Origin of the sequence: Paenibacillus cremeus (assembly GCF_007786445.1) — a bacterium.
GTDB lineage: Bacteria > Bacillota > Bacilli > Paenibacillales > NBRC-103111 > Paenibacillus_G > Paenibacillus_G cremeus.
In genome coordinates, this window is record NZ_VNJI01000005.1 from 17,521 (window position 1) to 41,236 (window position 23,716).

The 23,716-nt window shown below is 53.5% G+C and carries 26 protein-coding genes and 1 riboswitch; of the genes, 7 read left to right on the forward strand and 19 right to left on the reverse strand.

The genetic code is table 11. From position 1 onward, the window contains the following. Nucleotides 1-3: 3 nt before the first annotated feature. Nucleotides 4-690 carry a TerC family protein gene (locus FPZ49_RS05185; protein WP_391563805.1) on the reverse strand — a complete coding sequence of 229 codons (687 nt, stop codon included), beginning with the start codon at nt 688-690 and terminating at the stop codon, nt 4-6. Between the two features lie 188 nt (nt 691-878). On the opposite strand from FPZ49_RS05185, the gene FPZ49_RS05190 reads away from it, so the two are divergent. Then, nucleotides 879-1,631, forward strand: coding sequence for an HNH endonuclease (locus FPZ49_RS05190; RefSeq protein WP_144844226.1), 753 nt, complete (start codon nt 879-881; stop codon nt 1,629-1,631). A gap of 14 nt (nt 1,632-1,645) precedes the next feature. Here the strand turns inward: FPZ49_RS05190 and FPZ49_RS05195 are convergent, their stop codons facing one another. Continuing rightward, nucleotides 1,646-1,900, reverse strand: a complete 255-nt coding sequence (locus tag FPZ49_RS05195) for a hypothetical protein (protein ID WP_144844229.1) — start codon at nt 1,898-1,900, stop codon at nt 1,646-1,648. Nucleotides 1,901-2,084: 184 nt separating this feature from the next. Between FPZ49_RS05195 and FPZ49_RS05200 the strand changes: the two genes are divergently transcribed. Further along, nucleotides 2,085-2,357 (forward strand): DUF962 domain-containing protein, encoded by a 273-nt coding sequence (locus FPZ49_RS05200; protein ID WP_261381258.1) that lies wholly within the window; start codon nt 2,085-2,087, stop codon nt 2,355-2,357. Between the two features lie 2 nt (nt 2,358-2,359). On the opposite strand, the gene FPZ49_RS36655 is transcribed toward FPZ49_RS05200, so the two are convergent. Then, nucleotides 2,360-2,596 carry a phosphotransferase-like protein gene (locus FPZ49_RS36655; protein WP_261381259.1) on the reverse strand — a complete coding sequence of 79 codons (237 nt, stop codon included), beginning with the start codon at nt 2,594-2,596 and terminating at the stop codon, nt 2,360-2,362. After that, nucleotides 2,490-2,783, reverse strand: coding sequence for a phosphotransferase-like protein (locus FPZ49_RS37425; protein WP_391563807.1), 294 nt, complete (start codon nt 2,781-2,783; stop codon nt 2,490-2,492). Before FPZ49_RS37425 ends, FPZ49_RS36655 begins: the two co-directional genes overlap by 107 nt. A 126-nt stretch (nt 2,784-2,909) precedes the next feature. Between FPZ49_RS37425 and FPZ49_RS05210 the strand changes: the two genes are divergently transcribed. Together FPZ49_RS05210 and FPZ49_RS05215 are read left to right on the forward strand one after the other, a co-directional pair. Continuing rightward, entirely contained in the window at nt 2,910-3,434 is a 525-nt protein-coding gene (locus FPZ49_RS05210) for an RDD family protein (RefSeq protein WP_144844235.1), read from the forward strand. Between the two features lie 25 nt (nt 3,435-3,459). After that, entirely contained in the window at nt 3,460-4,731 is a 1,272-nt protein-coding gene (locus FPZ49_RS05215) for a GNAT family N-acetyltransferase (protein WP_144844238.1), read from the forward strand. 90 nt (nt 4,732-4,821) lie between these two features. Here the strand turns inward: FPZ49_RS05215 and FPZ49_RS05220 are convergent, their stop codons facing one another. The 8 genes from FPZ49_RS05220 to FPZ49_RS05255 form a co-directional block, all read right to left on the reverse strand. After that, nucleotides 4,822-5,535 carry a GGDEF domain-containing protein gene (locus tag FPZ49_RS05220; protein ID WP_144844241.1) on the reverse strand — a complete coding sequence of 238 codons (714 nt, stop codon included), beginning with the start codon at nt 5,533-5,535 and terminating at the stop codon, nt 4,822-4,824. 35 nt (nt 5,536-5,570) lie between these two features. Next, nucleotides 5,571-5,657, reverse strand: a riboswitch (cyclic di-GMP riboswitch). Nucleotides 5,658-5,846: 189 nt separating this feature from the next. After that, entirely contained in the window at nt 5,847-8,396 is a 2,550-nt protein-coding gene (locus FPZ49_RS05225; protein WP_261381260.1) for an EAL domain-containing protein, read from the reverse strand. A 38-nt stretch (nt 8,397-8,434) separates the two neighbouring features. Then, a complete protein-coding gene (locus FPZ49_RS05230; protein ID WP_144844244.1) occupies nt 8,435-9,247 on the reverse strand; it encodes a 6-carboxytetrahydropterin synthase in 813 nt (270 codons plus the stop codon). A gap of 276 nt (nt 9,248-9,523) precedes the next feature. Beyond that, nucleotides 9,524-10,453, reverse strand: coding sequence for an aldo/keto reductase (locus FPZ49_RS05235; protein WP_144844247.1), 930 nt, complete (start codon nt 10,451-10,453; stop codon nt 9,524-9,526). Nucleotides 10,454-10,474: 21 nt separating this feature from the next. After that, entirely contained in the window at nt 10,475-11,599 is a 1,125-nt protein-coding gene (locus FPZ49_RS05240; RefSeq protein WP_261381261.1) for an alginate lyase family protein, read from the reverse strand. Nucleotides 11,600-11,708: 109 nt separating this feature from the next. Then, nucleotides 11,709-12,704, reverse strand: a complete 996-nt coding sequence (locus FPZ49_RS05245) for an NADPH:quinone oxidoreductase family protein (RefSeq protein ID WP_144844250.1) — start codon at nt 12,702-12,704, stop codon at nt 11,709-11,711. A gap of 49 nt (nt 12,705-12,753) precedes the next feature. Continuing rightward, nucleotides 12,754-13,278: a DinB family protein gene (locus FPZ49_RS05250; protein WP_144844253.1), complete on the reverse strand. Its 525-nt coding sequence runs from the start codon at nt 13,276-13,278 to the stop codon at nt 12,754-12,756. 65 nt (nt 13,279-13,343) lie between these two features. After that, nucleotides 13,344-13,589: a hypothetical protein gene (locus tag FPZ49_RS05255; protein ID WP_144844256.1), complete on the reverse strand. Its 246-nt coding sequence runs from the start codon at nt 13,587-13,589 to the stop codon at nt 13,344-13,346. 60 nt (nt 13,590-13,649) lie between these two features. On the opposite strand from FPZ49_RS05255, the gene FPZ49_RS05260 reads away from it, so the two are divergent. Then, nucleotides 13,650-13,787, forward strand: a complete 138-nt coding sequence (locus tag FPZ49_RS05260; protein WP_144844258.1) for a DUF4023 family protein — start codon at nt 13,650-13,652, stop codon at nt 13,785-13,787. 67 nt (nt 13,788-13,854) lie between these two features. Here FPZ49_RS05260 and FPZ49_RS05265 read toward each other — a convergent pair whose 3' ends face one another. Continuing rightward, nucleotides 13,855-14,697 carry a phytanoyl-CoA dioxygenase family protein gene (locus FPZ49_RS05265; RefSeq protein WP_144844261.1) on the reverse strand — a complete coding sequence of 281 codons (843 nt, stop codon included), beginning with the start codon at nt 14,695-14,697 and terminating at the stop codon, nt 13,855-13,857. 187 nt (nt 14,698-14,884) lie between these two features. On the opposite strand from FPZ49_RS05265, the gene FPZ49_RS05270 reads away from it, so the two are divergent. After that, a complete protein-coding gene (locus FPZ49_RS05270) occupies nt 14,885-15,775 on the forward strand; it encodes an AraC family transcriptional regulator (RefSeq protein ID WP_144844264.1) in 891 nt (296 codons plus the stop codon). Nucleotides 15,776-15,838: 63 nt separating this feature from the next. On the opposite strand, the gene FPZ49_RS05275 is transcribed toward FPZ49_RS05270, so the two are convergent. From FPZ49_RS05275 to FPZ49_RS05290, 4 genes are all read right to left on the reverse strand, one after another. Continuing rightward, a complete protein-coding gene (locus FPZ49_RS05275) occupies nt 15,839-16,504 on the reverse strand; it encodes a phosphatase PAP2 family protein (protein ID WP_144844267.1) in 666 nt (221 codons plus the stop codon). Between the two features lie 74 nt (nt 16,505-16,578). Beyond that, nucleotides 16,579-17,967, reverse strand: coding sequence for a sulfatase family protein (locus FPZ49_RS05280; RefSeq protein WP_144844271.1), 1,389 nt, complete (start codon nt 17,965-17,967; stop codon nt 16,579-16,581). Between the two features lie 23 nt (nt 17,968-17,990). Beyond that, a complete protein-coding gene (locus FPZ49_RS05285; protein ID WP_144844274.1) occupies nt 17,991-19,307 on the reverse strand; it encodes a sulfatase family protein in 1,317 nt (438 codons plus the stop codon). A 223-nt stretch (nt 19,308-19,530) separates the two neighbouring features. Further along, nucleotides 19,531-20,640, reverse strand: a complete 1,110-nt coding sequence (locus FPZ49_RS05290; protein WP_144844277.1) for a GntR family transcriptional regulator — start codon at nt 20,638-20,640, stop codon at nt 19,531-19,533. 200 nt (nt 20,641-20,840) lie between these two features. Here FPZ49_RS05290 and FPZ49_RS05295 point away from each other — a divergent pair, with 200 nt between their 5' ends. Continuing rightward, entirely contained in the window at nt 20,841-21,608 is a 768-nt protein-coding gene (locus tag FPZ49_RS05295; protein WP_186445626.1) for a sugar phosphate isomerase/epimerase family protein, read from the forward strand. 54 nt (nt 21,609-21,662) lie between these two features. Here the strand turns inward: FPZ49_RS05295 and FPZ49_RS05300 are convergent, their stop codons facing one another. Together FPZ49_RS05300 and FPZ49_RS05305 are read right to left on the reverse strand one after the other, a co-directional pair. Continuing rightward, entirely contained in the window at nt 21,663-22,349 is a 687-nt protein-coding gene (locus FPZ49_RS05300) for a response regulator (protein ID WP_144844282.1), read from the reverse strand. Next, on the reverse strand, nt 22,327-23,532 hold the full coding sequence (locus tag FPZ49_RS05305) for a sensor histidine kinase (RefSeq protein WP_144844285.1): 1,206 nt from the start codon (nt 23,530-23,532) through the stop codon (nt 22,327-22,329). The genes FPZ49_RS05300 and FPZ49_RS05305 overlap by 23 nt, the downstream gene beginning before the upstream one ends. Nucleotides 23,533-23,716 lie beyond the last annotated feature (184 nt).

Genomic DNA, 23,716 nt, shown 5'->3' on the forward strand with positions numbered 1-23,716 from the left:
TCCTTATTGTTTGCCTTCCGCGGCTAGCAGCAGCTGTTTGCGCCGATCCGCAATGACACCGAGCAGTACGACAATGAACGCGAGGCCCGCCGGTACGATATAGTGCCCTGCCGGGAAGACCTCCTCCATCCAATCCCCCAACGCTTGATCGCCGGTCAGCATTTCCCCCGACGTATACCCCAGCAGCCCGGATCCCAGCGTAATAATAATGGGAAACCGGTTCATGAGACGCATCAGCAGCTGACTGCCCCAAATGATGAGCGGAATGCTAATGGCAAGCCCCAGCACGATAAGCGACAGCTTCCCGTTTGCCGCACCGGCCATCGCCAGCACATTGTCCAGACTCATGATCAGATCGGCAAAAATGATCGTCTTCAGCGCATCGAGCATGCTCGTTCCGGATGGCACATGCTCCTCTTTCCCGTTGCCCTTCAGCAGCTTGATCGCAATGTAAAATAGCAGCACCCCGCCGGCCGCCTGCACAAATGGAATTTGCAATAAGGACACGGCGATGAAGGTGAGAACAACCCGAAGGCCGATCGCGCCAAAGCTTCCCCAGAAAACGGCTCTTTTCTGCTGCTGAACAGGCAAATTCCGGCACGCCAGAGCAATGACAATCGCGTTATCGCCGCTGAGCACCAGATTGATCAGGATCAGCTTCATTAAGCCGATGAACAGCTCCCCTGCCACGCGCACTCACCCCTTCAATACCATCAATATATTAGGCGAATAACGCTTTCATACCATTTTCGATTAGAGACAAGAAAAAGCCGCGGAAGCCGCAGCTAACAATTCAGCGTTTGGACGGATGCCGAGCATTCATTTTTCATGTACAATAGAGGTATAGAGAGTTAAGCGAGCATTCGAGGTGACATGAAATGGACCGGGAGATCACGACCACCCCTGTAGAATTGACCACAGCCCAGCCTTCTGCGCCTACTGCGCCGATCGTTGGAATTGAAGAATCGCTCCCGCAGCAGCTCAAGGTATGCGCCTACTGCTTGGAGCCAAGACCGCTGACCGAATTCATCCGCCGAACGGGGAGGAAAGCCGGCAAAGCGTCGCGCCGCGGGGCATGCCGAACCTGCCGCAAGCTGCGGAAGGAAGCGTCCATCATGAATGGCGCCGATGGCGCATCTTCGGAAGACGAATCGGTGACGGCTGAGCCTGCCGCCTTACTGCCCATTGCTGGGGCCCGGTGTGTACGAAGAATACCAAGACCGATTCCTGCTCCGCCTCCCCCGCCCAAGGGATTGGATTTATCGGAGCTAAAGGCGACTCGCCAAGGCATCGTCCGGATGCGCGGCCGCACGGACAAAGGCCGTAGGTGGCTGCAGGAGACGGACCTCGAGACCGCAGCTACGCTTGTCCGGGAGTTCGCTGCTGTTGTCGTCAATCGGCACACGATCCGCCGCATTTACAGCAATAAGATGTTTAAACAGTACATTTTGAGTCGGGATGAGTACACTTGTTATTTTTGCGGCGAATATGGCGATACGATCGATCATTTGCTGCCCCGCGCCAAAGGCGGCCACACGACACCTCTTAATTGCGTGTGCGCCTGCAGCCTGTGCAATCAGAGCAAAGCGGATCGCAGCCTGGAGGAATTTATGATTTCGAAGAAGGATTAACAGCCGAGGCGGGGTCAAACTTCCAGTTTGCGCATGATCTCCGCCATCTTGAGCTCAATATAATATTGCGGATCGAATACCTTAATAAACCCATACTGCAGCTCCTGCCGCTTCGTTTCCGCGAGCATCACGCAGACTCTGGCCAGACCTTCAATGAGGCTCATCTGCTGAGGATGATCGTTATGATGCTTTAAGGTGAACTCGATGATCTGCTCGCATTGTTTATCCAGTGCTTGAAGAAACTCGGCATCGTACCCTTTGGATTTCATCGTCATCGATCTCCTTTGATGGGACATGGATTTGATTACAGCATATTCACGTTCGAAGCAATTCATGAAAATACCAGCTTTTCCAGAATTGTAACCGCTTCCGAAGTCGGCCCGGAGTATGCTATCCTATGGGGAGAAGCTAGATGAAGGGTTGTGCAAGCACATGGGGGAGAAGCTCTCTTTTATGGAGCGATACAAAAAGGATCATCAACACCCAGTCAACAAATTTACACATGCCATCGGCATTCCAATGATCGTGCTCTCGCTGCCGCTCCTGATTTGGAGCTGGAGGTGGGCGCTCTTTTTGTTTGTTCTCGGGTGGATTTTCCAGTTCATCGGTCATTATTTTGAGGGGAACCCGCCATCGTTTCTGAAAAATCCGGTGTTCCTGCTCATCGGTCCTTGGTGGATCGTAAAAAGGCTGTGGTCTGCGCTCAGCGGCAAGCCGATGAGTTAGCGTTAGCTTTCATCGCCTGCTGCCATACTTGCCATTTGCTGTAGTGCTGTTGGAGGCGGCCCCTCCTCCAGTCGCTGGCGAATCAAGTCGGCACTGGCTTCCGGAGGGAGCACCGAGGTATCAACCTCCAAATCATAAATGCCGGGCTGGTGGACAAGCTCCTGCCACAAACGGACCGGCTTCGGTACCTCGCCCTCCGCAGTATAGCCTGCCTGCCAAGTAGCCAATCGCCGTTCCATAACGACATCCAGGGGGCACCGTACGCCCACAAATAAACCAGGCAAGCCACTCAATAAATCGATCCACGCCTAAGTACATCCATACCCCATCGAACCGATTTTGAATCGCCTCCGCAATGCTGGACTTCCCCGATCTAGGTGTACCGTTGAGAATGACGATTTTTCCAATCTGCTTTGCTTCCTGCAGCCGCTTTCTCCTTTGCTAGCACAATTTCGCATATTTTCTCACCAATGTATATCTATGATACCTCATCTGTTATAAAATGGTAGTGGTTACTTTTAACGGTGGATCTCAACCGGAAAGGAGCAGGTCATGCACTTCGTCACGCGGGAAAAACCGTCTCCGGGCAGACCGTGGCTGCGTTTTTGGGCGCGGGCCATCGATGGAGCGCTCTGGGGCGTGCTGTTAACCCTCCTCCTCAGCAGCTTGTCTTTTGGCTCCGGGGATACGAATCAGACGCTCTTATTTAATGTTCTGCTGCTTGCGACTTGGATTTTCATCGAGGCCGGACTGCTGTCCACCGTAGGGACGACGCTTGGGAAATTTGTGCTGGGCATTGAAGTCACGAGCGCTCTCGGGCAAAAGTTAACGTACCGACAAGCGCTGAGGCGAAGCTTGCAGGTGTGGTGGCTGGGACAAGCCCTTGGCATCCCAATCATCATGTATGTGACGAATCTGGCAGCGTATCGGAAGCTGAGCCGTGACGGGGAAACCCGCTGGGATGCGCAGCTAGGGCTTCAGGTAACGCACCGACCGATTCGAGTAGTTGGCACGTCCGGCATTGTGCTCACTTTTGTTGCACTGTTTGTGTTCCGCATGGTAATCCACAACCATTAACCTTTGAAAAAGGAGGCTGCAGCACTTGAGCGCAATATCATTAGGCAACGTAACGGCTAGAGAAATGCGTCCCGAAGAATTGGAGCAGGGACTATCGATTCGCAACAGCATCTTCTCACCCATCACTGCGGAGGATTGGAAAATCGATGGCGATGTCAAGACGGCGGCCATTGCTTTTGACGGCGAGGAAGTGATCGGGTTCATCCCGCTGTACTTTAGGAACTTCCAGCTGGTGCCCGGCGTCCATGTAACCGCTGCCTTCGAAAATGCCGTGGGAACAAGCGAAGCTTGCCGCGGGCGCGGCGTCGGCAGCCAAATGATTGAAGCGGCCTGCCGGTTTCTGCCGAACCAGGCCGATGCCTTGTTTCTATATCGCGGCGATGAGCGGAGTGCCGGCTATCGGTTTTACACGAATACAGGACACTCCGATTTGCATTATGTTCGCAATTATACACGAGCAAATGATCTCCATGAGGCCGGTGGCGCACGGCTGGCTATGCCTCCGAATGTAATCATTTCAGAAGACACAGACACGATCCTTGCACGCCAAGATGAGCTTCTGCCGTTGTTTGAGGACACCTACGCCGCATTTGGCGGATTTCCTCAGCGCAGGCCCGGCTATTGGGCGCACGCGCTGCGTTCCACGATCTACGTCGCGCATCCGACGGAGTTTCACCTCGTGCAGCTCCAGGAGCAGGGCCGGCTGATCGGCTACGCCATCGTCGGGCGCAAACAGCGCGACGGCGAGCAGGGCCCGCTGCACGTGCTGGAGATCGCCGCGCTCGGCGGCAGCCTAGATCATGCTTCGCGTGTGCTCCAAGGCGTATGCGCCTTCTCAGAGCAGCGCGGCTCCGTCAGCACGATCATGCCGATCGGCTATGCGCATCCGTTCGCCCGGCTGCTGCCCGAGCTCGGGTTTCAAACCCAGCGCCGCTTCCACCAGGTCATGGCGCAGCTTTTCGATCCGCGTCAGCTGTTTGAGCGCGCCTGGCGTGACCGGCTCCGGCTGCCCGGCATCCGGCTGAACGTCTGGACGCCGAAGCGCGAGCTCACGCTGCTGGATGGCGAAGGTGAGGCACCGCAGACCGTGACGCTGGAGATGAAGGAAGACACGCTGACCGCCTGGCTGCTCGGCCGCATTGACCTGCTTGCGCGAATCCGGGAAGGGACGATCACGGTCTTGATCCAACCTCCTGCGAACCCTTCGGGGCTCGACGGCATCGACCGGATCTTGAGCGAAATCGCCCGCGCCATTCCCCATGCGGATTGGGTGTACCACCACTTGGACTATATTTGAGGGCTCGCATTCTTTTTTCAAACCGTAAACAAGCCTTCCCCGGTACAACATGCCGGAGAAGGCTTCTTTGCATCCTTTTTAATACTGCTCCTAGAGCAAGTTCGCCACTTTATTGTTCGACTTCGAATGGTACATCTGGTTGTCCGCTGATTGAAAGAGCGCTTCCAATGTTCTTCCGTCATTCGGATAAACCGCTTGTCCTATGGACAATGAAATATCAATCTTGATTTTCTGCGAGGTATGGTGCAGGTCCCGTTCAATCAGCTCCGGCAAAATGTAAGCATACATCTCATCCACAGCTGGAGCCACGACGATAAATTCGTCACCGCCCCAGCGGACAACGAGATCCTGCTTTCGGCTGTTATTCTTCAGTGCCTCCGCCACAAGCTGAATAATGCAATCGCCGGTTTCATGACCGTACGCATCGTTAATGCCTTTAAAATCATCGATATCGATCACAAAGAGGATCAGCTTGTCCGCTTTGCGATCCATCTTCTCCATCAGCGCCGGAAACCGTGTGTATATAAACCGTCGGTTATATACACCGGTCAGCACATCTTGTTCGGCATGAACCTTAGCTTCGTCGTACTTGCTTCCCAACCACCAAAAGATCGCTCCCAGCACGAGGATCGCCATCAGATCGATCAGCGTCATGCTTATTGTTGATGCCAAAGAATGAAAATACCATAGGAGCACATTGAACATGGCCATGGCCAGTCCGAGGAGTCTGCCTCTGCAACCCTTCATAACGATCATCTCTCGTTTCGCCGTTAGGATGTAGAAATAAAAAAGCTGCTGTTCCATGTCAGAACGCAGCCACTCCAATTACGTACCTCATCTGTGGCAACCCGGCGATCATAATTGTTCCCAATCTTAGACCCGTGGCTTTGCGTCACCATCTTTCGATGGATTTGCCTTTATCAATTTGTAGGTCGAATCTACCATTACTAAATACCTATTATATCATCATTTGGACATAATTTTAAGTTCTAAAAATAATTTAGTATATATACCAATTTTTGTCGATTTTCGTCGTCAGCCCCCGAACGCACAAAAAGAGCCGTCTCTCAAGTAGATGACCTACTTAAGGGACAGCCCCGTAAACTAATGTGGATTTATTCGGTTACTAACCCTACGGCTACTTCCTGGTGTGCGAACAGCTGCTCCAGTGCCTCCGCTGCGAGCGGTTTGCTGAATAAATAGCCCTGTGCTTCATCGCATTTGCGCTGCTGCAGAAACTTCAGCTGCTCCTTCGTTTCCACGCCCTCGGCAATCACCTGCAGCTTCATGCTCTGAGCCATGGCAATGATGGTCGAGGTAATCTCCTCATTGTCGGAATCATTTTTGATATCGAACAAGAATGACTTATCAATCTTGAGCGTATTGATCGGCAGCTTCTTGATATAGCTGAGCGACGAATATCCGGTGCCGAAGTCATCGATCGCGATGCGAATCCCTAAGCTTCTTAAGGCATTCAGCTTAGCAATAACATACTCCTCGTTATGCATCGCAATGCTCTCGGTAATTTCCAGCTCCAGCAAGGTCGGATCCAGACCCGTCTCTTTCAAAATCAATTGCACATTCTCAATAAAGTTTTTCTGCAAAAATTGGCGTGCCGACAGATTGACCGATACCTTCATCGGGTAATGTCCCTGTTTCTGCCATGTTACATTCTGCTCGCACGCTCTGCGCAGCACCCACTCGCCGATCGGAACGATCATGCCCGTCTCTTCGGCGATCGGAATAAACTCCATCGGAGAAATTAAGCCCATCTCCGGCTGATTCCAGCGCACCAGCGCCTCGTTCCCGGTAATCCGGCCCGTTCTCAGATCTATCTGAGGCTGATAGTGAAGCAAGATCTCGTTATTATCGAGCGCTGTACGCAGGCGTTTCTCCAGCTTCACACGCTTGGAAATCACTTCGTTCATTTCATAGGCAAAGAACTGGTAGTTGTTGCGCCCTTGCTCCTTCGCCCGGTACATGGCAATGTCCGCATTGTTGACCAGCGTTTCAGCAGCCTTCCCGTGCTCAGGGAATAAGCTGATGCCTAGCGATGGCGTAACGAACAGCTCGTTGCCTTCGCAAATAAACGGCTTGGACAATTTGGTCAAAATATTTTGTGCTACCTGTGCGACATCTTCTCTTGTCTGATGCAAAATTTCCAAAATAAACTCGTCGCCGCCGGTCCGCGACACGGTGCCATGGCCGGCAATTTCCTCCGAGATGCGCTCCGCCACCGCCTTGAGCAGCAGATCCCCTACGGAATGCCCGAACGTATCGTTCACGAACTTGAATCGATCCAAGTCTACAAAGATGACCGCGAAGCGGCTGGAGCCGTCATTGGATTCCAATCGGTCTTGAAGACTTGTAATAAACGAACGGCGATTCGGCAGCCCTGTAAGATAGTCGTGGTAAGCGTGATATTCGATTTCGGCATTTTTGTTCTTCAGCTCGGTCGTGTAGCTCTCCAGGTTATGTGACATGATGTTCACCTGGTTAGCCAGGAGGCCGAACTCGTCATTGCGGTTAATGCTGACCTTGGCGCCGAAATTGCCGTTCGCAATTTCGCCCACCTTCCTCAAAATCAAGTTCAGCGGTCGAACAATATACGTGGCGAGCACGAAACTGATCAAGAGCACCACCGTAATGACGATGAGGGAAATGATTAAATTGTTGTACAGCTGCTTGTTCAGCACGTTCTGTATAATGTTGTAATCATTCACAATGCCGATGACATACGGGGTTTCGCTGTTGATCGAGATAAAGCTTTTGAGCACCTTCTTGTTGTTCACCGTTGCGATATAGCTCACCAGCTTGCCGGTCTCCATCGCCTCGGTAATGCTGGCTAAATCCCGGTTTTTATCCTGGAATGTATATTTGCCGAATTGAATCTCTTGATTGACGTAATCGATGTACTTGACGCCTTCGATCTCCGTATAGATCGGCGGTTTGCCGAACGTCTTCGGGTTGAAACCGGTAATTTCCAGAATCGTGTCGTTATTCTTCTTGGTCTGCTCCAGGATGGACTCCGCACCGACTTGGTTTTTAAAGTTGATGATTTGTTCGTCACGCACATATGGGTTGATGATATAGTTGGTCGTTCCGTCGTAATAGTAGCCCCACTTATCGACATGATTAGGGTCGGTATAGGAGGTGTTCATCGGTCCGGACCAGTAATTTTTCAGCTTCTGCCCTTCCGAAATGCTCACGTTTCCTTTATCCAGCAGCTGGTTGAACGCGGTAAACCAATATTTCCAGTCCTTCGTGCTCATGTCGCGTTCTTTCGGATCTGACGATTTGACCCCTTTAATATCGTCACCCACCCGCGTCATCAAGGTGATGTGCGATACTCCGATCTTGTTGGCGACCTCCACCAAATCATCATTGGACACTTTGTTAATGTCCGGATCGAGCGCATATTGGGCCACAATGGCCGCTACGCGCAGCTTCTCCCCGATCAAGTCTTCGACATATTGGGCGCCGTATTGCGAGCGCTCAATCGAGGTGCCAATAATTTTGGCTAACACCTCGGTCTGCTTTTCCTGGTCCGTTCGCAGCAAATTTTCCGTAAAGTAATAGTTGACCACGTTGTTGACGATTAAGATCACAGTTACAACGAAGGAAAAGATTATCGATAATTTCTTTTTCAGGGACAAATAGATCATTCCTTTAGGGGTATAAATAGGATTGGATTGAAGCCGAGTTAAGCGAAGTATTCAAAAAAGTTTTTTTGCGTTTCCCATAATCCGATCTTGTGCAGCTTTGGCAGCGCAGGCTTCAGCATATCGCAAATGACCATCGCCATGACCTCCCCCGTAGGGTTGAGCTCTTTGAATTCCTCGGTGTCGAGATTCAGATGCTTGTGGTCAAACTTCGATATGACCAGCTCGTCCACAATCCGATCCAGCTCAGTCAAGCTCATCACAAGTCCGGTCACCGGATCAGGCTCCCCGGAAACGGTTACATCTATATAGTAGTTATGTCCGTGCCCATGGGGGTTATTGCATTTCCCAAATAATGCCTTATTTTCCTCCTCCGTAAGGTGATCGCTATGTAATCGATGCGCTGCGCAAAAATGATATTTACGTGTTAAGAACACCACGGAATCTCTCCCCTTCTCGGCTTGTAGCCAATGATCCTCCTGCACCCGAATCCGAAACAATTCACAGTTCTTCACTTGATGGTCCAGGCGGTTCCAAAAAAAGGACACCAAATTTTCGGCTGTGGGAACGTAATCCAAGAAATAGGGATGCTCTTTATTTAAAAATTTTCCGTCGATGTCATTCATCACTTGCTTGGTGGCATGATCAATATCTAGCACATTAATGACCACCCCGGACTTCGGGTCGATGTCACCGCGGATCGTGAGCTCTAAAGTATAGTCGTGCCCATGGCCGTTCGGATTGCTGCGGCTCGCGCCAAACACACGCTGATGCTCTTCTTCGCTCCAGCCTCGAACCTGGTAAGAACGCGCTGCTGAAAAGTGTATTTTTCGCGTAAGATACGCTTGTGCCATCTCCATCACCTTTCTGAAATCACATCATTTAGCAGCCGCTTTGCTCGATGCATCCGCATAATTCCACAATATATTACAAAGTAGAAATTGACAATATTAAAAACCTCAAGAATAGCTAAAGATAGGCCTTTGTGAGCAGGTCGTCTGTAACTTTTTTCCTATGTTAACAATTCTATCATCGACACTATTCAACGGTCAATTGAAAGAAATGGTAGTTTCATAGCGAAAAAAAGAAACCTCAGCGCACCGATTCGTGCCCGAGGTTTCCTTCATATCCTATTTATCGATGACAGCCAACACAGCGTCACTTACTTGAGTCAGCTCACTCACCTCAGCCGGTGTGAGGGATACTTTTGCGGCGTCCGCATTTTCCTTGAGGTGGGTCGGACTTTGCGTGCCTACGATCGCCGATGTCATCGCATCCCGGTGAAGCAGCCATGCAATCGCCAGCTGGGTCATCGTGCAGTCCTTCTGCTCTGCGATCTTCCTCATCAGGTCAATCAGCTGGGTTTCCGCTTCCAGGTGCTCCGGTAAGAACAATCTCCGCGTTTTTCGGAAATCGTCTTCCGCCAGCTTCTTGCCGCCAAAATGATAAGCGCCAGTCAAGATGCCTTTGGCAATGGAGCTGTAGCTCATGATCCCAATCTGGTTCTCCAGGCAGTAAGGCACAAGCTCCTTCTCAATCTCCCGGTGAAGCAGGCTGTACTCCGGCTGTATCACATCGATCTGTGCATATTGCGACGCTTCTTTCAGCTGCTCGAGTGAAAAATTCGATGCGCCGATTGCGCGGATTTTGCCTTCCTCTTTCAGCCGGTTGAACTCGCCCAGCGTCTCAGACACCGGAATTTCGTAGCTTGGCCAGTGGATGTAGTAAATATCGATATAGTCGGTCTTCAGGCGCTTCAAGCTGTTCTCCGCCGATTGGCGCACATCCGCCGGAGCGAGGTTCGCCCGGCTTACTTTCGTCGCGATCACGCAATCGCTGCGGCGTCCTGCGAGCGCTTGCCCAACAATCTCTTCGGAATGGCCGGAGCCATAGCCCTCAGCCGTATCGAACGTCGTGATGCCTTCGCTCAATGCCGCTTGCAGCGTACCGATGTTGTTGTCATCACTAGTGAATTCCCAGGGTCCCCCGCCAAGCTCCCAGCAGCCGAAGGTAACGGCGGAGATTTGAAGGCCTGATCGGCCTAATGTGTTGTATTTCATCGTTAGGTAGTCCTCCTTAGGCTATAACCATAAAATGGGCTGACGGATAGCGATATTGCGGCGCACTTCCGTATCCGTAGGATCCGGGTCCAGGCTCTTCCAGAGCTCGATGTACTCCGGTTTATTCAATGCCAGACCGGCGAACAACAGCGACGGCACCTTCGCGGGCCAGCCCTCGTCGTGCTCCACATCCGGCGGCAGCGGCCAAGAGGCTTTATCGATCAAGTACGGGAACAAGTAATCGAGCCCGCGGCCAATGCTGCGCCCATCGGGCAGCTCGAAGCCCCAAAGATCGTCATCCGGTGTAGACAAAATTTGGCACAGGTTAATCATATTATCCAGAACGAAAATGGAGTAGCCGTACGGCTTCGTCCGCCCCAGCTCGCGAGGAAATCCGCCGTCCAGCGCCATTTGGCCCAATAGGGTGGTTTTATAGCGCTCCCGGCAAAATTGCAGCATCTCCTCGTTCCCCGTAAACCGAGCGAAGGCCGCCGCCTGTACGAACCAGCACACCCCATGATTGTTGTCCGCGTTCATTTCTTCAATCCCGTTCGGATGCGTGCTCATCCATTCCAAATAATCTGCGAACCATGCTTTAAGCCCGACATAAACGTCCTCCGACATCGACGCCGAGCTTTTGATCGCATCAATCGCCACCGGCACGTCGATCAAATGCAGCGTATCGATAATGCCGATGCCGCGGCCCGCGCAAATGCCCGGAATCGCTTGAGCATACAGCAAATTCGGGTTCATCCGCGTGCGTTCATCCAGGAAAAACTCACGAAGGAGCTGTACCGCTTTCTCGGCGTAAGCTTCTTGCTTGGTCACCACATAGCCTGCGGCTAGATGCGCCACAAGCGTTCGCATGCTGCGTAGAAACCCACGGTGATAATAAAAATTTTCGGGATTGCTCTCGCCGTCCCTACGTATGTAAGGAAGTCCATCCGGCGTATCCGGGTTCGGCCACCAGTAATCGCCGTTGGAGTAAAAATCATGAGGCCCACCCTCGCTCATCGGCGCCACCGCATCTGTAATATGAATGGGGCTTGCCTTGAGCGATTCGTCGGCATGCTTAACAATCCACGAGCGGTCTATTAACGAGTTCAAATCAAGTTCTGTTGGGGCAGATCGAGCATCCATGTTCATTGGTCCGGATTCACTCCTTCTAGAGCTAGAATAGCTCTAGTGAACATTATAGCCTGAGCAGGTTAAGGAAAACTTGTGATTTTTTATGATTCGGTTGTCTTTTTCCGCTTCACGAGCCGATTTTCACTACGGTCCTGCCGCGTACTGTTCCTTTCAAAATCTCCTGAAGCTTGTCCGGCAAATCAGTGAGCGTGATCTCCTGTCCGATGCTCTCCAGCAGCTGCCGCGGCTTTAAGTCTCCCGCCAGCCTCTGCCAGATGACGCGCCGAACATCCGCCGGACAATATACCGAGTCGATCCCGAGCACATTGACTCCACGGAGAATAAACGGATACACCGTGGTCGGAACCTCGAACCCGCCCGTCAAGCCGCTGACCGCCACCGAGCCGCCATAGCGCAAGCTGCTTACAATGGAAGCCAGCGTCCTTCCGCCGACCGGATCTACCGCTCCTGCCCAGCGCTGCTGCTGCAACGGGGGAAGCTTCTCCGGTGTCAGCTCCGAACGGTCGATGATCTCTTGTGCACCGAGCTCACGTAAGTAATCATGCTCCGCTTGTTTTCCGGTGCTCGCGGCCACGTCGTAGCCAAGGCCGGCCAGCATGGCGATAGCCAAGCTCCCGACACCGCCGGAGGCGCCGGTGACCAGCACGCGGCCCTGATCAGGGCGCAGTCCGTTCTGCTCCAGCCTTAAGATCGACAGCGCAGCCGTAAAGCCGGCGGTGCCCAGCGCCATCGCTTCCTTCAAAGATAGTCCCTCCGGCAGCGGAATGAGCCAATCCGCCGGAACGCGGGCAAGCTCGCTGTAGCCGCCAGGATGCCCCGTGCCCAGCTCATAGCCTGTGGCAATCACCGGATCGCCGGCTTGGAATCGCGGATCGGACGACTGCTCGACCATCCCCGCCAAATCAATCCCCGGTACCATCGGATATGACTTCACAATCCGGTTGTCCGGGGACGCCGCCATCCCGTCCTTATAATTGACGCTGGAATAAGCGACGCGAACCGTTACTTCGCCTTGCGGCAAAGCTTGTTCCGTCAGCTCCCTTACTTCAGTGCTGAAGCCTTCCTCCGTCCGGTTCATGACCAATGCCCGATATGTACTCATCTGGAACTTCGAACCTCCTTGGATCCCTTTTGGGCGGACCCGTTGTGCTTTAGATTTTTAGATAACGTTCTTCAATCACACTCCGATGGTGTAGTTCATGTCCAGCAATAATATAGCCTAGAGACCGCGCGCTGACTTCGATGTTGTTCGCGGTCCCTTTGCGCAGCCACGCTTCATCTTGTATCCCCTGAAGCAAGCTTAGTGTCGCTTGGCGAACTACAGCAAGCTCGTCCACCAGCTCCGCTATTGTCCTCTGGTCGAATGACGCTCCCGCAACGAATGCCTCCTCGCTAAAGCCCGGCAAATTCGTCGTATCGCCCCGGGCGATCCGCAGCAAACGATAGCTCATAATGCGCTCCGTGTCGGCCATGTGGCCCAGCACTTCCTTCAAGCTCCACTTGCCTGGCGCATAACGAAAGCTTCCTCGTTCCTCGGTGATGCCTTCGAGCAGTGCGGTCGTTGCTTGGAGCTGTGAACGCAAAATGTCCGGTAAATTCCCATCCGGCACTAGTTCGACATATTGGCCGAAATACGATGCATATTCGCTTGGTTCAGGTCTCGACAGCCTGCTCATGAGCTCTCACTCGCTTTCCAATAATTGTATCCGATGCTTACCCGCTTTATTATACTTCATTTTGCTCACGAGAAGGTGTTGATTTTTTTCACCAGCGCATCCGTGCTTTTCTTTAAAGCCTCCAGCTCTTTCTGCATTTTCTGCAGGTCTTTGAACATCTGCTTCATGTCTTTATCGTCCGACAGCACCTTGATCCCGTGATTGAAATATTCTTTCATCCTGCGCTCACCCGTCCCTGCTCGATGGTTTTGCTCACAGCATACGGGCGAATACGCTTTTGTGCTTCCACCATTGTCCCGGCCGGCCAACATAATTTTCCTCCACTACGGACACCCTAACAATCGCAGGCTTTGCGAAAGGAGGAGAACCATATGCCGAATTCGGACTTGAACGGGGATACCGAAACTTTTGTGAAAAAGATTCAGGACAATCAGAAAAAAGCCGAGAAAAACAAGCGCACCCAAGGGGACGGCTTCACAGGGAAGCATTTGCCTAACAACCGCCATTAGCCTTATTTGTTAACCGAAAAAGCCTGCTCCCCAGCGATTGGAACTGGAGTGCAGGCTCTTTATTGGTTTAGCTTTGGTTGCGGTGATAGACCAGCGGATTGAGCGGACTTGCGGCCAGCTCTCCCGGCTTAACACCTGGCAGCCAGCGGTTCAAATCGTTGCTTCTCGCTTTGCTGTCCGGCTCCAAGGCGCGGACTCCATCTGCGAAATAGATGATCGTCATGACCTCACGCATCTGCTCCGTCGGATTCCCTGGTGCAGAGTGGAGTGTCCAGCCGGAATGGAAGGTTGCATCCCCGGCGGTGAGCGCACCGTAGTTGACGGTGTTCAGCCCTTTGGCCTCGATGTAGCTGCCGAGCGTCTTATGCGATTCATCGGAGATGAGCTCGCGGGTAATGTGACCATGGTGATGGGAGCCGTCGACGAAGGTCATCGAGCCCACCGCTTCGGATACCGGCACCAGCGGCATCCACATGGTGATCGTATTCCTCGTGTCGAGCGGCCAATAGATTTGATCTTGGTGCCACGGCGTATGGCCGCCACCGGGCTCCTTGAACAGCGCCTGATCGTGGTAAATTCGCACGCCGTCCACGCCCATCAGGTCAGCGGCGATTTTGGCGAAGCGGCGGGCCAGCACGAAGCGCTTGGCTTCCTCGCTCATTTCCCACAGGTTGCCGACCTGGATGAAGGCTTTGCCGTACGTGTCACGTTCATGCACCGGCTTGGTGTGATGATTGTGCTCTCTTACTAAATTTTCGAGCAGCGGCTCATAAATTTGAATTTCCTCCGGTGTAGCAACCCCACGCAGCACGAGGTGACCGCTCATTTGATAGGATGCGATCTGCTCCTGCGTTAAAGCGTATTCCTCATTCAGCTTCGGCAAAGCCTCCAATTGCAGCTCTTTGCTCATCCCCAGCACTCCTCTTAGCCCTCGATTAGATTCCATTAGATTTACCTTTTATATCTTCCATTATAACGAGAGCTGCAGCTGCAAGCTTTGTTCAGGCTTATCGTCTCGTTTGTCAAAAACAACTGTCTTTTTCGATTGAGCCATGCTACGATCAGATGAAAGGAATGGAAAAGGCAGGGAATTCGTCATGTATTTATCCGACTTACTGGAGCAAAGCCCGATGGTGCCGTATATCCGCGAAAGCAACTTTGCCGTACGATCGCCATGGATGATGCCGGAGCGTAGACTGCTCGACTATTTGCTAGTCTATATCCAAGAGGGGACATGCGTTTTTCGGATCGACGGTCACGATTATGAATTCACGAGTGGGGAATTTTGTCTAATTCAACCGAACAGCACAAACCTCTTAGAAGGTAGAACAAATACGATCACGCCGTTTGCGCATCTGGACATCTTTTATTCCCCCTTGCGGGAGCAAAGCTTTCCTACCCGCGCAGGGCAGCTGGATTTGACCGCATACCGCCATCTGATGCAGCCAAGGCTGAACGATCTGACCGGGATTGACATTCCCATCCGACTGGCTCCGAAGCGGCCGGTGCAATTCCGCGAAGCGTTCCTGAACATGGTGGAATGCTGGCAGCATCGCGATCCATTGCTTCAGCTCAAGGCACAGACGCTGGCCTCGGAGATTGTGCTTGCGATCCTGGAGGACCATACGAAGCCGCACGAGACCGTCCGGCTTGCGCCGCAATCGCTCAACTGGATCACCTCATTTTTCTCGTTTCACCTCTCGGAGCCGCTGTCCATTGCGGAGATGGCCCAGCGAGCAAATCTATCTCCTTCCCGCTTCAGCGCTGTGTTCAAGGCGCAATTCGGCGTCCCGCCGCACCAGTATTTGCTCGAGCTGCGCATTCGCCACGCCAAGGAGCTGCTGGAGACGACCGAGCTCCATCTGGAGGAGGTGGCGGGCTATTGCGGCTTTGCGGACATCCATCACTTCTCCAAAGCGTTCAAGGCCAAGACCGGTCAGAGCCCAGGCAGCTATCGCAGCAGGATGCGGGACACGAATGGGGGATAGGTGTCGAGCTGCATAAAAAAACGGCGATCTCAAACCAATTTGGTCTGGGATAGCCGTCAAACTTTAGCGCAAACGTGGTGTAATCTTCCCTTTCATACGGTAACGAGGGCGGCACTGGTACACCCAGATGCAGCCCGCCAGCCAGGAAGCGCCGATGACAAACCCACCGACGACATCACTTACATAATGGATTTGGAGCACAATGCCGCTTATCCCAGTGGCTGCCACCACCATCCCGAGTAGGAGCACAACGAGCAGCCGTCCGATCCCCGATCGGATCCGCCGCCACAAAAAATAGGCCAGCAGCCCGTATAAGCAAACCGAACTCATCGCATGACCGCTGGGAAAGCTGTAGCCCTCCGCATATACAAGATATGGTCCGGGAGGCCGGGGGCGATGGAAGCCCATTTTTAAGATCAGATTGAACACGAGCGAGCCGATAATCACCCCTGCCAGAAAAAGCCGCTCTTTCCAATACTGAACCAACGGATAGAGGATCAGCCATACCATAAACGAGAGGAGCAAAAAGGCGGCTTCGCTCCCGAACCAATTGAACAAAATCATGATGCTTCGCAGAAGGGAAGTAGCGTTATCCTGAAGCATGGCGGTGATGTCATGATCCGCGCCACGAACCTTTTTATTGGATAGAACAAGTACCATAACCATAAAAGCACCGGCACACAACAAGCTGACGAACAACGCGGGCGTCGGTCGGAATCTCCAAGGCATGGGTGCCCGCCTCCTTTTTCACAAGCACCGATTAAGTTGCCCCGAGTTGAACCCGCTCATGCACGCTCTCCAGTCTACTCGTGATCCCCTACTTTTTTCTTTAGCCGCTCCAGCTCCTGCTGCAGCTCTACAACCACCTCTGCATACTCCGGTGAGGCATAAACATTATGAAGCTCGCTAGGGTCCTGTGCCAGATCGAACAGCTCCCATTCCGGCGTCTTTGGCTCGTCAATGGAGCCGCTGGTGCCGAGCGCCTCGCCGTAGTAGTAAATGAGCTTGAAACGTTCCGTACGCACCCCGTAATGGGCATACACATTATGATGAGACAGGTGCATCCAATAGCGGTAATACATACTCGTCTGCCAGTCTTCAGGCGTTTCACCGGCAAAAAGCGGCCGCAAGCTGCTGCCCTGCATCGCTTCCGGAATTGGGATCCCAGCGAAGTCGAGGAACGTTGGGGCAAAATCCACATTGAGCGCCATCGAGCGCATCACCGTGCCGGCCTGAACCGCTCGCGGGTACCGGACCAGAAACGGCATGCGCAGCGACTCCTCATACATGAAGCGCTTGTCGTACCAGCCATGATCCCCGAGGAAAAAGCCTTGATCCGACGTGTACACGACGATCGTATCCTCAGCCAGTCCCTCTTCGTCCAAATAGTCGAGCAGTCGCCCGACGTTATCGTCGACCGAAGCGACGCAGCGCAAATAATCCTTGATGTAACGTTGATACTTCCAGCTCTTGAGTGCTTGGCCGGTTAGATGGGAGGGCGGCTCCATTTTCAGATCACGGGCGTTCAGGTCACTTTCGATTCGCATCTTCGCATCGGCGGCAGCGCGTGCTCGGTTGCTGTAATCGTCTTCGAACGTTTCCGGCTCAGGAATATCGACATCCTCGTACATGAGCGCATGCTTCTCATCGGGCTCCCATGGGCGGTGCGGCGCTTTGTGATGGCACATCAGCAGGAACGGCTTGTCGGGGTCGCGCTGTTTCAGCCAATCTAGGGAGAAATCCGTGATCAGATCGGTCACGTAGCCCTCATACTGCCGTTTGACCCCCATTTCGAGGAGCGTCGGGTTATGGTAATCCCCTTGACCTGGAAGTACGTTCCAGTAATCGAAGCCTGTGGGGTCGTAATGCCCGCCATGGCCCAGATGCCATTTGCCGATCATCGCCGTCTGATAGCCTTCTCGCTGTAGGATTTTTGGCATCGTTTCCTGCCGTCCGTCCAAATCGTCCGCCAACGTTTTGACCCCGTTCAGATGATTGTACAGCCCCGTCAAAATGACCGCACGGCTCGGCGCGCAAATGGAGTTCGTGCAAAAGCAGTTGTCAAACCGCATCCCGCCTTCGGCGATCCGGTCCAAGTTGGGCGTCATATTAATCCGGCTGCCATAGCAGCTGATCGCATGGGCAGCGTGGTCATCGCTCATAATGAACAAAATGTTAGGCCGTTTCGTCATCGCGGTCGCTCAGCTCCCTTCCCTCACTCATAGTCCTGCATCTTCGGGCTAAGACTGCTTTGCTTATTCGCAATCGCCCCCTCCGGCTTTAGAACTTTACCCTGCTGCAGCAGCGGATCGCCGGTTTCCTCCATCCAACGCGCCAACCGGTCTCTCAAATCCGTATAAACCGCCTGATACCGCTCGTTGTGGGCCAAGTTCACGCGCTCCACTGGATCCATGTATAGGTCAAACAGCTGCTCCTGCTCCCGCTGCTCTTCTAAAAAGCCGTGCTGGACTAGGAAGGACTTGCTCGGACCATCGTCGATATTGGCAGGCACCCACTGAGGCCGATCGTCGAAACGGCGAATCAGCTTATACCGCTCCGTCCGGATGCAGCGCATTGGCTCATAGGCGGCGTGGTAGGTGACTTCAGAGTAAATTTCATCGCGGATGCTTGCTGATTCCCCGGTCAGGAGCGGCACGATCGAACGGCCTTGAAGCCATTCCGGCTTCGGCAGCTGGGCCAGCTCGCACATCGTCGGGAACAGATCGAGCTGCGAAACGAGCGCGTCCACTACCTTGGGATGGGCACCGCTTATGCTTGCAGGAGGCTTGATGATCAGTGAAACGCCGATGCCGGTGTCATACAGCTGGCATTTCATTTTCGGGAAGGCGATCCCATGATCGGTTGTAAAAATGATCAGCGTCTCCCGCTCCGCCCCCGTCTCTTTCAGCGCATCCAGCACAATTCCGGCGCATTCGTCGATGTTCATCGCCGAGGTCATATAGGCGGCCATGTCGCGGCGATTGTCCGGCGTGTCTGCGAGCGGGAATGGAGGCATCACATACTCGGGGCGGACAGCGCTGTGGAGGGTGTCCGGAAACTCTCGATGGGTGCCGAACATGCCGAACGAGAGGAAGAACGGCCGATCCTTCGGGTGCCGGGAAATAAAGTCTGCCGCTCGCTCCGCATTCTGCCGATCCCACTCGTGATTTCGCTTGCCCTGCCGCTCGTGCAAAATGCGCTGGTATCCAAGCTCTTCATCCTGCTTCGCTTCATGCTGAATCCCGCTAAGCACCGTCTCGTAGCCGTGCCGGTTTAAGTGGGACACGAGGTGCTGATTCACGTCGTTCAGTCGGAAGCCTCTGTGAGCGAGCCCGATCATCCCGCACGAATGCGGCGCCATGCCCGTAAGCAGCGCGGAACGGCTCGGGGAGCACGTCGGCCCCGCATTATAGGCATGCCGAAACAGCACGCCTTCCTCGGCGAGCCGCATCAGATTCGGCGTGTCTACAGCGTACCCGTACGGCTGAATGAACCGGCCGGTGTCATGCGTGTGAATATACACAATGTTCATAGTAGTGCGCCTCCTAGGTTGACTTGAAACGTTGGATAGCTCTTCCAAGCTATTACAAGCCTACTGTAGCAAAGCGGCGCTTATGCCGTCCATAGTTAATAATTTGGCGCGACGTAGCAAAAGAAAAACCGGTCATCCAGTTGGATGCCGGTTGGTGTTGGAGCAGGGTGGCTGCTCCTGAATTATGGTGTAGCGCGGCTTTTCCGCTCTACACTCGCGCGCCCTATCGCGGCTTTGCCGCTTCAAGCGAATGCGTCGACTCCCTCACGATCAGCTCGGGCCGGTACACGACGTCGCTTCCGCGCCGCTCGGCTTGGCCTTCGATCAGGTCGAGCAGCAGTTCCGCTGCGGTGATGCCCAGCTCGGCCTTGGGATGGGAGATCGTCGTGAGCTTGATCTCGGTGGCCGTGGCCAAGAACGAGTCGTCGAAGCCGACGACAGACACATCGCCGGGCACGCGCAGCGCCGCTTGGCGGACCGCTTCAAACAAGCGCACCGCCAGCTGGTCATTGTAGCACACAAAGGCCGTCGGCCGTTCCTCGCCTTGAAGCAGCATAGCCGTCGCCGCAGCTTCCGGCGCGTGCTCCTTCGTCTCCGTCGTATAATGAACGACGGCCTCCGGCAGCAGGGGCACGCTGTGCTCCCGATGCGCCCTCATGAAGCCCTTAAGACGCTGGACGCCTTGCAGGTCATCCGTCTTGAAAAATCCGGCGATCCGGCGATGCCCCAGGTCGATCAAATGCTTTGTCGCGAGGTAGCCGCCTTGTTCATCGTCCACCTTGACGCTGGGGCAATCGAGCTCGGCGTACCGTTCATTGATCATCAAGTAAGGGATCTGCGAATAGTCGAGTGACAAATAGCAGTCCAGGTTCGGGTTCCCCTGCGCGCTCTTCGTCGGCTCGATAATAAGCCCTTGAATGGGACTCGACAGCAGCTGCTTCAGATTATCGCGTTCCTTCGCTTTCTCGTTATCCGTGCTGGACAGCAGCATCCGATAGCCGCGACGCCGCAGCACCGATTCTGTACCCCGGACAATTTCCGGAAAAATATAATCCGATATGTTGGTGGTCATGACGCCGATCGTCGGTACTTCCGTGCTCTTGCGCCCCGGGCCGTCGGCGACGAAGGTGCCGCTGCCCTGCCTTCGAGAAAGCCAGCCCTCCTGCACCAAGGCACCGATGCCCTGCCGGACCGTCTGTCGGCTCATCGCGGACAGCTCTGCGATTTCATGCTCCGTTGGCAGCTGATCCCCCGGCTTGAACTTCCCCGTATGGATCCACTCTAAAATTTGCTCTTTCAGCTGTTCATGCTTCGGTTTCAATTTCTTACTCAATGCCGCACCTCTGGAATATCGTTTTTGCTCATTTCACCATTATAGCTCAAAACGCCCAAAGATGTACGTACATCTTTAATCACGTCTGCGTCACATTTCGAGGAGCGTTTTTTACAAATGATTGGCTCGTTTTTTTCCATGGCTTCGCTGCAAGCCTATTGCTACAATACGGGTATTCGCAGCTTACGGAGGGATCATGTATGAGAATCGGTTGGTGCGCTTCGCTAAAAGACGCCGCATTGATTAAGCAAATTGGCTTTGATTTCATTGAACTGCCCCTGGCTCCATTTGGACTAGAAAACCCGGACACCTTTGCGGAAGCCAAGCGTGCAGTAGCAGCCAGCCCGCTGCCTACGTCAGCCTTCAATATTTTTTTTCCCGGTCAGCTCAAGATTGTCGGTCCTGACACGGATCCCGCCCGAATTCGTAATTACATCGCCCGTGCGGCTGAGCTATTAACCGCAGCCAAGGCAGAAATTATTGTGCTGGGCAGCGGCGGAGCTCGTAACGTGCCAGAAAATTGGGAGCGCTCTCATGCAGAAGATCAGCTGGTCCAAGTACTCAACTGGTGTGCAGACGAGCTTCGGGGCACGGGAGTTACGCTGGCCATCGAGCCGCTGAATCGAAAAGAATCCAACATCATCAACAGCGTAGCTGAAGGCGTGCATTTTGCTGAAGCGGTAAATCGGCCGGAAATTCGCGTGCTGGCGGACTTTTACCATATGGATGAGGACCAGGAGCCGCTGCAAGAGCTGCTCAAGCATCGGGATTGGCTGGCTCATATTCATCTGGCGGACACCGGCCGCAGACATCCGGGCTCCGGATCATACGATTACAATACGTTCTTCGGGTATTTGCAGGAGATCGGTTACGACGGTATGATTTCAGCGGAATGTAAGGTGGAGCAGCCGGAAGAGGATATGCGGAGCAGTCTTGCTTTTGCCCGTCCGTATTGGAAGGCCGTTTAAAAAATACGAATGAGCAGGTGTCCGACTCGAATCTTCGGAGCCTGCTCTTTTCAATTACTTGACCAGCCCATTGCGGAGCGCCGCCACCACGACCTGTGTACGATCCTCGCAGCCGAATTTTTGCAAAATCCGATGAACATGCGACTTCACAGTGCCCTCAGTAATCGTCAGCTTTTTGGCAATCTGGTCATTTCGAAGCCCGTAGGCCATCTGCTGCAGAATTTCCTGCTCCCGCTCCGTCAAAAGATCGAGCAGCGGCGAAGCCGTCCGTTCCCCCACAGCTGCTTTCTCTGAGCCGGTGTCCGTTGTCGTAATGACTTTAGTCAGTGCCCCCGCTGCTAAGCCGGTTTTGTACACAGCCTCACCGCGGGCTGCGGAACGAATCGCTCCGAGCATCTCTTCCACCTCGGCATCCTTCAGCAAATAGCCGACAGCTCCCGCCCGAATGCCTTGGTAGATATAGTCCAGATCATCAAAGGTGGTGAGGATGACAATCTTCGTCTCCGGCCGCAGCTTCATGATTTCCTGCGCCGCTTCAAGCCCGGTCATGTTCGGCATCTGTACATCCATCAGAATAACATGCGGATGGCATTCGAGCGCCTTCTCCACCGCTTCCCGCCCGTCCGACGCTTCCCCTACCAGTACCATATCGTCTTGCAGACCAATCATATAGCCAAAGCCTTGCCGGATCATCTTCTGATCATCCGCAAGCAGTACCTTAATCGACTCTCCTGTCGTCATAGGCATCATCGTCCCCCTCTTCCTGCTCAATAGCCGGTGCCGCGGGCAGCTCCGCAACAATTTCAAACCCGTGCGGCTCCCTGATTTTATAATGCAGCTGCCCCCCGCGTTCCTCTACCCGCTCTCTCATAACCTTCAATCCGAAGCCTTCACGGATGTGCCCGCTGGGAACCAGGCAGCCGTTATCTGCAACGCGTATGACCAGACTACTCAGCCCTTTGGTCAGTTGGACTTCCACAAACGTCGCTTGAGAATGGCGAATAATATTCGTAATCGCCTCCTGCAGCAGCCGGAACCAGAGGCCGCTCACCTCCGCATCCATCTCCTCATCGCTTACCTCCGTATGGAACGTATACCGTATGGAAGAAGATGCCTCCATGCGAGACAGCAGCGCCTTAAGCGGTATGATCCCTGAAGCGGAGTGGTCATCCGCCAGCGAATGCACGGAGTTGCGTATATCCGCTAGCCCCTGCCGGGCCACGGTCAGCATCGACTCGATCGACTGCTCCGCTTGCACGGGATCTTTTCGAACCATATAACGAAGCGCCTGGGTCTGTACGATAATCGAGGTCAGGCTGTGTCCCACTGCATCATGAATATCCCGGGCAATACGCGTCCGCTCCTCCAGCACTGCATTTTGCATTGCGGTGACGGAGGCTTCCTGCAGCTGGTCGTACGCTTCTTGAAGCTCCACCAAGTGCCGCTTGTTCAGCTCATACATCTCCATGCGCTGCCTGCGGCTTCGTATACCAAGAAACAAAACGATGGACAATAAGACGAAGGAAAGAACGCTGAACAGATCATCGCGGCCATAACGGATAAATAACAGTACGGTGACGAGCATCGCCGCCATCGCCGGAAAATACGATTTGGATGAAATCAATTGGACGGAGGTGGCAAATAGCAGCATTGCGGTAAAATACAACAGCTTCATCTCATGAAGCCAAAGCATGCCTGCGGCGGCTTCCCCCACGATAAAGAGCGCAGCAAGAAGCAGCCGGCGCCTGGTCCACCAAGCTTTAGGAAGCATCAGGACGACCAAATATGAGGCCCACACGGCGAGATTGAAAACGATTTTCGGCATCGGGCCGGTAAACATTTGATTCACGTGCATAAGAAAAAAAACAATGGCGCCCAACCCCAGCGATCGCCCCGACCATTGAGACTCTTTTAGCGCCACCATCTTGTCTCCCCCCGCCTGCAATGTAAGTTCATTGTAAATGGTTTGCCGTCCGTCTGCAAAATCCAACCCGCCCTCTATCTTAAGATAGAGATTACATTCTATCCCTAGTTAGTCGTGCTCCCTAAGCGAATCCGGTACACTTGTGGTATCGATTCGAAGTCATAACCAAAATTAGGGAGGCACT